At 49.7% G+C, this 12,648-nt stretch carries 10 protein-coding genes; all 10 read left to right on the forward strand.

Going from position 1 to position 12,648, the window contains the following annotated elements:
* Positions 1–11: 11 nt before the first annotated feature.
* Positions 12–2,480 (forward strand): leucine--tRNA ligase, encoded by a 2,469-nt coding sequence (gene leuS / locus ACQY69_RS02220; RefSeq protein WP_428258254.1) that lies wholly within the window; start codon positions 12–14, stop codon positions 2,478–2,480.
* Between the two features lie 37 nt (positions 2,481–2,517).
* A complete protein-coding gene (locus ACQY69_RS02225; RefSeq protein ID WP_428258256.1) occupies positions 2,518–4,407 on the forward strand; it encodes an RNase J family beta-CASP ribonuclease in 1,890 nt (629 codons plus the stop codon).
* A gap of 22 nt (positions 4,408–4,429) precedes the next feature.
* Positions 4,430–4,801, forward strand: a complete 372-nt coding sequence (locus ACQY69_RS02230) for a YlbF family regulator (protein WP_428258257.1) — start codon at positions 4,430–4,432, stop codon at positions 4,799–4,801.
* 658 nt (positions 4,802–5,459) lie between these two features.
* Positions 5,460–6,020 carry an elongation factor P gene (efp, locus tag ACQY69_RS02235; protein ID WP_428258259.1) on the forward strand — a complete coding sequence of 187 codons (561 nt, stop codon included), beginning with the start codon at positions 5,460–5,462 and terminating at the stop codon, positions 6,018–6,020.
* A gap of 99 nt (positions 6,021–6,119) precedes the next feature.
* Positions 6,120–7,181, forward strand: a complete 1,062-nt coding sequence (gene mltG, locus ACQY69_RS02240; protein WP_428258261.1) for an endolytic transglycosylase MltG — start codon at positions 6,120–6,122, stop codon at positions 7,179–7,181.
* Between the two features lies 1 nt (position 7,182).
* Complete coding sequence (locus ACQY69_RS02245; protein WP_428258263.1) at positions 7,183–7,974, forward strand: O-methyltransferase; 792 nt, start codon at positions 7,183–7,185, stop codon at positions 7,972–7,974.
* Complete coding sequence (locus tag ACQY69_RS02250) at positions 7,934–9,163, forward strand: peptidase U32 family protein (protein WP_428260997.1); 1,230 nt, start codon at positions 7,934–7,936, stop codon at positions 9,161–9,163. Before ACQY69_RS02245 ends, ACQY69_RS02250 begins: the two co-directional genes overlap by 41 nt.
* A 69-nt stretch (positions 9,164–9,232) precedes the next feature.
* Complete coding sequence (locus ACQY69_RS02255) at positions 9,233–10,657, forward strand: hemolysin family protein (protein ID WP_428258264.1); 1,425 nt, start codon at positions 9,233–9,235, stop codon at positions 10,655–10,657.
* Between the two features lie 69 nt (positions 10,658–10,726).
* Positions 10,727–11,461: a ZIP family metal transporter gene (locus ACQY69_RS02260; RefSeq protein ID WP_428258266.1), complete on the forward strand. Its 735-nt coding sequence runs from the start codon at positions 10,727–10,729 to the stop codon at positions 11,459–11,461.
* 33 nt (positions 11,462–11,494) lie between these two features.
* Positions 11,495–12,598, forward strand: a complete 1,104-nt coding sequence (locus ACQY69_RS02265; protein ID WP_428258267.1) for a helix-turn-helix transcriptional regulator — start codon at positions 11,495–11,497, stop codon at positions 12,596–12,598.
* Positions 12,599–12,648 lie beyond the last annotated feature (50 nt).

The following is a 12,648-nucleotide window of genomic DNA, read 5'->3' on the forward strand; positions in this document are numbered from 1 at the left end:
GGAGGTAGAAAATGATAGAGAGGTATAATTTCAGCGAGATCGAGAAAAAGTGGCAGGAAAAGTGGGAAAAAGAAGATACTTTTAAGGTGACCGAGGACGGGGACAAAGAGAAGTATTACGTCCTGGAGATGTTCCCATATCCGTCGGGAAAGCTTCATATGGGCCACGTGAGGAACTATTCCATCGGAGACGTGCTGGCCAGGTTCAAGAAGATGAAGGGGTACAACGTACTCCATCCGATGGGATGGGACTCCTTCGGACTTCCGGCCGAAAACGCAGCGATAAAGCACGATGTCGAACCAAGCGTATGGACCTGGGAGAACATCGACGAGATGAGGAGACAGCTGAAGGAGCTGGGACTTTCATACGACTGGGACAGAGAGGTGGCCACGTGTCATCCTGACTATTACAAGTGGATGCAGTGGATCTTCATCCAGTTCTACAAGAAGGGGCTGGCCTACAAGAAGGAAAACCCGGTAAACTGGTGTCCCAGCTGTCAGACAGTGCTGGCTAACGAACAGGTAGTAGACGGCAAGTGTGAACGATGCGGAGCGCTGGTAGGTAAAAAAGAGCTGTCTCAGTGGTACCTGAAGATAACCGATTACGCTGAAAGGCTCCTGGACAATCTGGAAAAGCTGCCGGGCTGGCCTAACAAAGTCAAGCTGATGCAGAAGAACTGGATAGGAAAGAGCACAGGCGCGCAGGTGACCTTTGAAATAGAAGGTTTCGACAAGGGCCTGGACATATATACCACCAGACCTGATACGCTCTATGGCGTCACTTACATGGTGCTGGCTCCGGAGCATCCGTTCCTGAAGGAGCTGGTAAAGGGCAGTCAGTACGAAGAAGCCGTGATGGCGTACGTAGACAAGGTACAGCATCTGAGCGATATCGAGAGGACATCTACCACCAAGGAGAAGACGGGTGAATTTACGGGAAGATATTGTATCAACCCTCTCAACGGCAAGAGAGTGCCTATCTTTATTTCCGATTATGTCCTGATGGATTACGGAACGGGAGCCATCATGGCGGTACCGTCCCACGACCAGCGAGACTTCGACTTCGCGAAGGCATTCGATCTGGAGATAATCCCGGTAGTCGATCCTGAGAGGGACGATATAGATCTCGACAATCTCACGGAGGCCTTCGAAGCCGAGGGAAAGCTGATAAATTCCGGGAAATTCAACGGGATGAACAACAAGGAAGCCATCGTCAAGATCACTGAGTACCTGGAAGAGCAGGGGATCGGTGAGAAAAAGACAAATTACAAGCTGAGGGACTGGCTCATCTCCAGACAGCGTTATTGGGGAACTCCGATCCCGATGATCTACTGCGAGGATTGCGGCTGGGTCCCTGAAAAAGAGGAAAACCTCCCTGTAATGCTGCCTACGGACGTGGAATTCACCGGCAAGGGCGAGTCCCCGCTGGCTACAAGTAAGACATTCCGTGATACGGTATGTCCTGTATGCGGTAAGCCGGCTAAGCGTGAGCTGGATACAATGGACACATTCCTGGATTCCTCCTGGTACTTCCTCAGGTATTGCGATGCCAGGAACACAGAGGAAGCGTTCAGCAAGGAAAAGGTAGATTACTGGATGAACGTGGATCAGTACATTGGCGGTGTGGAACACGCCATTCTCCACCTTATGTACGCCAGGTTTTTCCAGATGGCGCTCTACGACCTGGGATATGTCAGTCAGGAGGAGCCGTTTGAAAATCTGCTGACTCAGGGCATGGTGATCAAAGACGGGGCAAAGATGAGCAAATCCCTGGGCAACGTGGTGAGCCCGGCGGAAATAATCGAAAAGTACGGTGCCGACACGGCCAGACTTTTCATACTGTTCGCCGCACCTCCTGAAAGGGAGCTGGACTGGTCCGATCAGGGCGTGGAAGGCAGCTACAGGTTCATTAACAGGGTGTACAGGATGGTGTACGAGTTCTCCCAGAAGTACAAGGACGTGCCTGACACCTACCAGGTGAAGAACGAAGCCGACAAGAGCCTGGCATACTGGATGAACTATGCCATCAAGAAGGTGTCGGACGATGTAGGCGACAGATTCAACTTCAATACTGCCATAAGTACCATAATGGAAATGGTCAACGAGATGTACAGGTACAAGGAAGGAGATATCAATCCTGGTCTTTACGGCGCTGCTGTCAAGACTCTGATAATACTCCTGGCACCTTTCGTACCTCACGTCACGGAGGAAATGTGGGAGCATCTGGGATACGGCGGTTCTGTCCACGATCAGAAATGGCCTGAATACGACGAGAAGGCACTGGTGAAAGACACTATCGAGATCGTCGTCCAGATAAATGGCAGGATAAAAGAAAAGATAAACATAGCAGGAGATTCTTCAAAGGAAGAAATGGAAAAGATCGCTGTAGAAAACGATAAGATAAAGGCACTTACGGAAGGCAAGAACATCGTAAAGATAATAGCGGTTCCAAATAAGCTGATAAACATCGTCGTGAAATAGCGACGGCCCGTAATTTCTACAGCGGGAAAGGATATTTATGAACGAACAGAACAATACTACGTCCACGAAACCGCGCAGAACAGCCGCTTCCGGAAACAGAAAGACAAACAGCGGCAGAACTGCCGGCCGCGGCAGAGGAACGAAAACTAATGCTACTGCCGCCGGTAAAAGGACAGCGCAGACGCCGGCAAAAACAAAGCAGACCGGCGCCAAACAGACTGCCGCCCGCAAGAAGCAGCCGGCAGCCAACAGAAAGAAGAAAGCGGACAACGCGCCACAGGTCAGGATCATCCCGTTGGGTGGTCTTGGTGAGATAGGGAAGAATATGACCGCCATCGAATACGAGAACGAGATAATGATAATCGACTGCGGTCTCTCTTTCCCGGATGATGATATGTTCGGTATAGATAAGGTCATCCCGGATTTCACTTATCTGACCGAAAACAGAAGGAAGATAAAAGGGCTGGTGATAACTCACGGCCATGAGGACCACATCGGAGGGATACCGTATCTGCTGAAGGAGATAAACGTTCCCATCTACGGGATGAGATTCCCGCTGGGACTGATAGAGAACAAACTCAGGGAACACGGGCTCAAAGCCGTGATGCATGTAGTAGAAGCAGGGCAGACCTTTAAGCTGGGACGGCATTTCAAAGTAGAGGCGTTGAGGATAACCCATTCCATAGCCGATTCCATGTGTCTGTCCATAACCACTCCCGCCGGACGTATCTTCCATACAGGAGACTTCAAGATCGACTATACTCCGGTAGACGGCAATCCGGTGGATTTCGCCAGACTGGCCCAGATAGGTTCGGAAGGCGTGCTGCTGATGATGGCCGACAGCACCAACGTATTGAGGAGAGGATATACTCCTTCCGAGAGAGTTGTAGGAAGGACTCTGGAAAATATATTCAGAAGATCTGACAGGAGGATAATAATCGCCACATTCTCCTCTAACGTCCACAGAATACAAAAGATAATAGACCTGGCGCTGCTGTGCAAGAGAAAGGTGGCCATCTCCGGACGCAGCATGGTCAACGTGGTGGATCTGGCTAAAGAGCTGGGATATATAAAGATACCGTCCAACATGCTGGTGGATCTCAATAAGGCGAAGAACGTCCCTGACAAGGAGCTGGTGGTCATAACGACAGGGAGCCAAGGCGAGCCTATGTCGGCTCTGGCCAGAATGGCTTCTTCGGATCACAAAGCTATCAAGATCAAGCCGGGTGATATGGTCATCCTGTCATCGTCCCCTGTACCGGGCAACGAGCTGACAGTATCCAACGTAGTGAACCAGCTGGTGGAAAAGGGCGCGGAGGTCATATACTCCGATATAGCTGATACTCACGTTTCAGGCCATGCCTGCCAGGAGGAGCTGAAGCTGATGCATTCTCTCATCAGGCCGAAGTTTTTCATGCCGGTCCACGGGGAATTCAGACATCTGAAAACTCACGCAGAGCTGGCCCATTTGCTGGGGATGCCTGAAGAAAACATATTCCTGTTGGAGAATGGGGATTCTCTCACCGTCTCCAAAAACAGCGCATTCATAACCAAGCATGTGGCTGAAGCAGAAGGGATAATGGTAGACGGCCTTGGAGTCGGTGATGTGGGCAATATCGTCCTTCGGGACAGGAGGCTCCTGTCGGAGTCGGGACTCATCATCGTAGTGGCCGCCATAGACAGACAGACCTGCACGCTGGTATCGGGTCCTGATATAATCTCCAGGGGATTCGTGTATGTCAGGGAGAACGAGGATCTGATAGATGGGGCCTGCAAGGTGGCTGACAAGATGTTGGATGAATGTCTCAGCAAAAATATGAAGGATTGGAACGGATTGAAAACAGCAGTCAGAGAAGGTTTGAGAAAGTATATCTACAGCAAGACCAAGAGGAGTCCGGTGATACTGCCGATATTCCTGGAGGTGTAGCGGAAACGGAAAGGAGTATAGGATGAACGTATATGACCAGGCGCATTCACTGGCCCAGGCCATAAGAGAATCGGAAGAATTCAAGCAGTACGACCAGTATAAGAAGATAGTGAAGGAAAATCCGCAGCTTGATCAGTCGCTGAAAGACTTGATGAAGAAGCAGATGGAAATGCAGGCCGCTCAGATGATGGGTCAGGAAGTTACTCAGGAAGCTTTTCAGCAGATACAGCAGCTTTCAGCCATCCTGATGCAGGATCCGACAGCGGCTCAGTATCTTCAGTGCCAGATGAGATTTTCCATGATGATGGCTGATGTCTACAAGATAATAGGCGAGACAGCGGATCTGGGACAGGATCTGTTCGGCGGGGCCGGCGGGGTGCCGACTCAGGGATAGACAGGGAGAATGGTGCTTTAGCGGTATTTTTATGGTGTTTTAGGGCTGGATAGCGAGATCTTGCCGGATCTTCCGATTTTCTAAAGAATCCGGCAGCGCTGACACAGAATGTTGCCGGATTTTTATAAAAGTAAAGAAATTCGGCAGCGGCACCACAAACTTTTGCCGGATTATTCGATAAAGACAGGAATCCGGCAGTGCCTTGCCGGATTTTTGATTGAATGCGAATATCCGGCACATGATTTTACCATTGCAGCCCGGAAGACGAGCTTGGATCCCGATATTCGCTGTTTAAGCTGCCGGATCTGCGCTATTTCTTCGATTTTCGGCAAGCAATCGTGTTTCGCGTGCCGGATCAGACGCTTCGAAGCATTTTTCGGCAGCAGTTGGTCCGGAGGCGCCGCGCGAAAAAACAGAGAGAAGATCGAAGGAAGGTTCGCTGCCGGAGGCCGTGCCGCAATTGAGGTATTGGCAATAGCAAGGTTGCATGATATAATGAATACTGTGATCGGACACGGCTTTGCCGGGAGGTAGTATTCATTGAAATGTGCTTCGACAAGCTCACACATTATAACGAATACTGTGATCGGACACGGCTTTGCCGGGAGGTGACGTTCACTACAAAGGTTGTTAAGATTAAGGAGAGGACGATAGATTTATGATTTACGCAGGTGATTTTAGAAAAGGTATTACGTTTGAAATAGATGGTGATCCACATGTTGTGTTGGATTTCCAGCATGTAAAGCCGGGAAAGGGCGCGGCCTTCGTGAGGACCAAGCATAAGAACATACTTACGGGTGCCATCAAGGAAGAGTCCTTCAACCCTGACGCCAAGTTCCCGAAGGCTCACATCGAGACCAAGACCATGCAGTATCTGTATAACGACGGAGAACTCTACTATTTCATGGATCAGGATACTTACGATCAGATACCTCTCACTTATGACCAGGTCGAGGATGCCATGAAATACCTGAGAGAGAATGATGAAGCAACGATAAAGTTCTACAAGGGCGACGCGTTCCTGGTGGAAGCTCCTAACTTCGTGGATCTCAAGGTAGTTGAGACAGAGCCGGGAGTAAAAGGCGATACGGCTACTAACGTTACCAAGGCGGCAACGGTTGAGACGGGAGCGGTTATACAGGTTCCTATCTTCATCGAAGAAGGTGAAGTCATCCAGATAGATACCAGAACAGGAGAATACCTGGGAAGGTCAAAATAGCGCGTGTGTACTGCAGACGTACTGACGAAGGGGGCGCGAACGCGTCCCTTTTTGAGAAGGACGAAAAAATACGGATAAGATCCGGGAATGAGGTAATAAATGTTTAGATCCAAGATCGGCAGGACCAAATTGATATTGATAATCCTCGCTGCCGCAGTAGTACTTATTACGGGGAGCACCCTGGTTTATCTCAACGGTATCGGAGCTGTGGATTCGAAAAACGAAGAGACGGTGACGGTGGAAATACCATCGGGCAGCGGTGCTTCGGCCATAATAGATATCCTGGATGAAAACGGGCTGATAAAGAGCCCTACTTTCGCCAAGATCCACGCCCGAATTGGAGGATACGACACGCTGCAGGCCAACAGCTACATGTTCAGCAAATCAATGACTTTGCCGGAAATGATGGATGCCATAAATACAGGAGATTTCCAATATATTTCTAAAGACAGGATAATAATAAGAGAAGGACTCACCATACCGGAGGTAGCGGCGGCCATCGCTGAAGAGATGCCGTTCACCGCTGAGGAGATAATAGCCAAGTGGGCTGATACGACCTATCTCAGACAGCTGATAGACCAGTACTGGTTCCTCAGCGATTCCATACTTGCTGATGGAGTGATGTATCCTCTGGAAGGATATCTTTATCCAGAGACTTATTTCATCACGGAGGAAAACCCTTCCATAGAGAGCATCACCGAGACGATGCTGGATATGACGGCCACTGAACTGGAGTCCAGGAGAGAAGCCATCGACGAAAGCGGCTTCACAGTACATGAATTGCTGACGCTGACTTCCATAGTGGAGAGAGAAGGCAGTAACGTCAAGGATGAGATGCCGGCCATAGCCGGAGTTTTCATCAACAGGCTCAACGAGGGCATGAATCTGGGCAGTGATGTCACCGTAGGCTACGCTCTCCAGAAGACTTCGCTGCAGTTTACGCAGTCGGAACTGGATGTCGATTCCCCTTACAACACGAGAAGAAACGCCGGACTTCCGATAGGCCCTATCTGCTGTGTGAACGGGGAAGCAATAGATAGCGTCCTCAATTATGAGGAATCGGATTACCTTTACTTTTTCGCTACGGAAAACGGTGAGATCATCTATTCCAGGACCAATGAAGAACATGAGAAAGCGGTAAGCGAAAACATATGGTATTGATATGAATATAACCAACGATATAATAACAGCATATATAGATTCCCTCTATAAGAGCGGTAATCCTCAGCTTATGGAGCTGAGACAGTTCGCGGAGGATAAGCATATACCTATCATCCTTAAGGAAACTGAAAGCCTGCTGCTCAACATCCTCAGGATAAAACATCCGGAACGGATGCTGGAAATCGGCTCGGCGGTAGGATATTCCGCCTGCTGTTTCGCCGACGGCTGCGGCTGTCACGTAACGACCATCGAATCCGATGAGGAGACTTACGAAGCAGCTAAAGTCAACGTGTCAGAGCTGGGGTTTTCTGACAAGGTAGAAGTGCTGTATGGCGATGCCAGGGATATTATGCCGGCTATGGCCAAGTCGGATGTCGATCTTTACGATGTGGTGTTTATCGACGCGGCCAAAAGCCATTACAGGGAATTCTGGGACATGGCTCTGCCAATGTGCAGACAGAGCGCTCTCATCATATGTGATAACGTGCTGATGAAAGGTATGACCGCATCGGACATATATGATACGAATAAGAGATACAAGACCAGCATCAGGAGGATGCGGGAATTCATCAAGTATATAAATCATCTGGAGTATGCTGATACGTGCGTACTGCCGGTAGGAGACGGGGTCTCTGTCAGTGTTATAGACAAAGATATCTATGATGGATGGAAAATTTCATCGAAGCAGACTCTGCCGGACGGAGACGATCATGATCAGCAGGAGACAGGGAAAGTCGAAGCAAATGCAGCCAATAAAGAAAATGGAACTTTTAGCTCCTGCGGGAGACCTTGAAAAACTTAAGATAGCAGTCGACTATGGGGCTGACGCTGTATATTTCGGCGGTGAGATGTTCAGCCTCAGGGCGGGCGCCGGAAACCTTTCAACAGACGAAATAAAGGAAGGCGTTGAATACGCTCATCGGCGGGGAGTCAAATGTCACATGGCTTTCAATATTTTTGCTCACAATGAGGATATCGGGCCTATGACAGGATATCTCAGGAGGATAAGTGATATACCCATCGACGCTTTCATAGTCTCGGACCCGGGCGTCATGGCTATTGTCAGGGACGCGCGGCCTGATGCGGAGCTTCACCTTTCGACCCAGGCCAATATGACCAACTACGCTACGGCGAACTTCTGGTACAGCCAAGGGGTCAAACGGCTGGTGCTGGCCAGAGAGCTGACTTTCGACGAGATAAAGGAGATAAGGGGAAATATCCCTGAAGATATGGAGCTGGAGGCTTTCGCCCACGGCGCTATGTGTATCTCTTATTCGGGGAGATGTCTCCTCAGCAACTTCATGATAGACCGAGATGCTAACAGAGGTCAGTGCGCTCATCCGTGCAGATGGAAGTACAGACTGGTGGAAGAGCAGAGACCCGGAGAATACTATCCTATCGAAGAAGATGACCGTGGTACATATATCATGAATTCCAAGGATTTGTGCATGTTGGAGTATATACCTGAGCTGGCTCAGGCCGGGATATCGTCGCTGAAGATAGAGGGCAGGATGAAGAGCATATTTTACGTGGCCTCTGTGGTAGGAGCTTACAGAAAAGCCATCGACGCCTATTACGCTGATCCGGAAGGATACAGCTGCGATCCGGCGTGGATGAGCGAAATGGAGAAGGCCAGCCACAGAGAATTCACCACAGGCTTCTACTTTCACAAGCCTACCGATAAGGATCAGAATTATCAGACCAGCGACTACACCAGAGATTACAGTTTCGTGGGACTGGTCAGAAGTTACGACCCTGATACGAAGATGGCCGTGGTGGAGCAGCGGAACAAAATGGTCCTTGGAGACGAGATAGAGGTTTTCGGGCCGGGTGCTGATTTCTTCACGCAGAAGCTGGAAATCATGGAAAACGAGGACGGTGAACCGGTTGAATCGGCGCCTCATCCTCAGCAGATACTCAAAATAAGAATGGAACAGCCTGTGGCCGCAAGCTTCATGCTGAGAAAGAAAAAATATATTTAGTTCACAGACCGCAAAATGCGGTTTTAGAGATATTGCTTTATTGGATGAACAAAAAGAAAGGAGAAAAACATGTCATCTGACGGCGGGCCCATGTGGGGCCAGATAATTTTATTAGTAGTACTGATAGCGGTGAACGCATACTTTGCCGCGGCGGAGATCGCGATAGTTTCCGTGAACAAGAACAGGATAAAGACACTGGCGCAGGAAGGGAACAAGAAGGCGGAGCTTCTGGAAAGGCTGATAGAAGATCCCAACAGATTTCTTTCGGCTATACAGGTGATAATAACCCTGGCAGGATTTCTGTCCAGCGCCAACGCTGCCACCAGTTTCTCCGACGACCTGGGAGAGATCCTGGGAAGCTGGGGCATACCTCACGGTGAAGGAGTAGCCGTAGTGGTGATAACCATCATCCTGTCATTTTTCACACTGGTGTTCGGAGAGCTGTTCCCTAAGAGGATAGCTATGCTCCACGCCGATAAGGTCGCTATGGCGGTGGCGAAGCCGCTGCAGATCATCTCTGTGGCCTTCAAGCCATTCGTATGGCTGCTTTCCGTATCGGTCACCCTTGTGCTGAAAGTCTTCAGACAGCGGACCGACGTGGCGGACGACGAATATTCGGAAGCAGACGTAGTATCAATGTTAGAGACGGGCCAGGAGAAAGGCGAGCTGAAGGAGGAAGGCAAGAAGATGATAACCAGCATCTTCGCCTTCGACGATATGCTGGCCTATGAGGTAATGACTCCGAGAACGGAGGTGTTCTCCATAGATGTCAATGCTCCGACGGAGGAATATATCGACGAACTGATGGAAATGCGATATTCCAGGATACCTGTCTACGAGGACGACAGCGATAATATCATAGGAATACTCTACATCAAGGACTATCTGATAAAAGCCAGGCAGGACGGTTTTGACAACGTAGAAATAAGACCGATACTGAGAAAACCTTACTTCGTGCCTGAGACGAAGAACATAGACTCGCTGTTCTTCGAGCTTCAGACGACTAAACAGCATATAGCCATACTGATAGACGAGTACGGTGGATTCTCAGGTATCGTTACTATGGAGGATATCATCGAGGAGGTAATGGGCGACATCGACGACGAATACGATGAAGAAGAACCTGATATCCAGAAGATATCCGACGACACCTTCGCCATGGAAGGAAGTATGGATCTGGACGACATAAATGAAGAGCTTGGCACCGATCTTGAGTCGGAAAACAGCGAGACTATCGGTGGTCTGATCCTGGATATCCTGGGAGAGATACCTGACGAAAATGATGTGGGCACCGAGGTGGAATACGAGAACTACAGGTTCAGGATAGATTCCATCAAGGACAGGAGAATAGAGAAGGTGACCATGACGGTCCTCCCTGCAGAGGAGACGACGGTCGAGGACGAGGAAAAGAGCGACAGAAGCGAACGTCACGAGCGGCGTGAACGTGAAAAGCGTGAAAAACGCGAAAAGAAAAAGGAAAGTACAGGCAAATAGGTATTCGTAAAGAAAAGAAGCGATGACATCTGTGTTGTCGCTTCTTCTTTCAAAGACAGGGAGGGGCAAATGGCGTTATCCGTAACGTTTTTTCTGGGGATTTTCATAATGGTCGGAGCGGTCATCGCCCGGCAGGCCAAAAATAAGGCGCTGGTAGAGCAGCTTTCCATTTCCATAGCCTTCGGGACCATGACGGCGCTGGCGCTGACAGATCTGATGCCGGAGGCTGTGGAAAATCTGGGTAATGACAATATGTACGTCATGTACTTCGGTGTAGCAGCAGGGATACTTGTGCTGAAGCTGCTGGACCGTTTCATTCCGGATCACGACAGTGTCCGCGGCTTCGACCATCAGTGCACCGACGCCAATGTGATACACATCGGGATAATCTCATCGGTGGCCATAATCCTGCACAATGTCATCGAAGGAATGGCTGTCTACAGCATATCATCGGAATCCCTTCATCTGGGCCTTCTGGTCAGTATCGGCGTTGGCCTCCACAATGTACCCATGGGTATGGTCATCTATTCCACTCTTTCCAGGGAAAAACGCGGCAGGAAGATTGCGCTGCTGCTTGCGGCGGCCTTGTCTACCTTCGTCGGCGGACTGCTGATGAAGATGATGTGGTCCATGATAGATGATTTCATCACAGGCATACTCATTTCCCTGACGCTGGGAATGATAGTGTACATCGTCCTTTTCGAACTGCTGGTACACCTTATGCACACGAAGAACAAGCTGCTGTCCGCCGCAGGCGTAGCCATAGGCGTGGCTATCATACTTGTAAGCGGGCTGTTCGGATGATAAAATCATAGAACAGGAGGTGCAAGACCGATCATGAACTTCGATACGAAACGTCAGACGGAGTTTTTCTCCGAAATGTCGGAACGGCAAATATCTGCCAGGGAGTTTTTCAGCGGCGTGTTGCTGGAGTCTCTCAGCAGTTGTTACGGTCTGGAGAACGGCCTTATCATGTGTTTCGATACGAATAACGGCTTTCTTTCATGGACCGACAGCGACGGCGTGCGACCCAACAGCAGGACTCACCCCTACAGGGCTTTCCAGCAAAGGGATACGGTGAGAGGGAGGATATACAGGGAAGCCGTGGCCCAGAACCTGGATTATTTCAACGTTGAGCCAAGGCTTTACAGAGCCACTGACTACATTGACGAGTCTCAGTATCTCCAGTCGGATCACGTCCGCTTTCTGGAAGAAAATTTCGGAGCCGGCTACAGCGTCACCATGGCCTTCGGCATAAACGCCTACATACAGATAGTATTCTTCAGAAGCGCCGATGAAGGCGATTTCACCGACGAGGAAATGAAGATACTGGCTGACATATATGTAGCCATAGCCAACGCTTACAAGGGCTTCAAGAAGTACGAGCAGTCGAAGATAGTTTCGGCCATACAGGATGAGATAATACAGTCAGGAGCCAGAGCATATTTCATAACCGACGATTTCATGCATATATTGGGAGGCAATAGTCTGGCCGCGGAGTACATCGAAAACATATTGGGTCCCGGCGCCGGCAGGGCTATCGACAGCGATGGTCCGTGCATATGGCTGCCGTTTCTGCTGGAAGGAACGGAAAAAGGCGGTGCGGTCGCCAAAGCCAAGATCATCAAGGGATATGTGTTCAGGATATATAACTATGACCAGCAGTATTCTCACGGTATCGTAGACAGGTATCACTGGATAACCATGTCGCCGGGAGAGGGCCGTGAGGACGAAACGGCCAGAAAGGCTGACGTCTACGGTCTCACCAGGAGCGAACAGAAGGTGGCGAAGCTGCTGCTGAAGGGTCTTACCTACAAGGCTATCGCTGAAGAGCTGTTCATAAGCTACCACACAGTCAAGAAGCATGTGGAGAACATATATGCCAAATGCGGCGTCAAGAGCCGCCATCAGCTTTCCAGACTCTTCGACGAAGAAATATAAGTAAAACTCCTTATATTGAATAAGGAATTCTGATTTTGCAAATAAGGCGA

This window comes from Gallibacter sp. Marseille-QA0791 (assembly GCF_965119705.1).
Classification (GTDB): Bacteria; Bacillota; Clostridia; order Peptostreptococcales; family Anaerovoracaceae; genus Lentihominibacter; species Lentihominibacter excrementipullorum.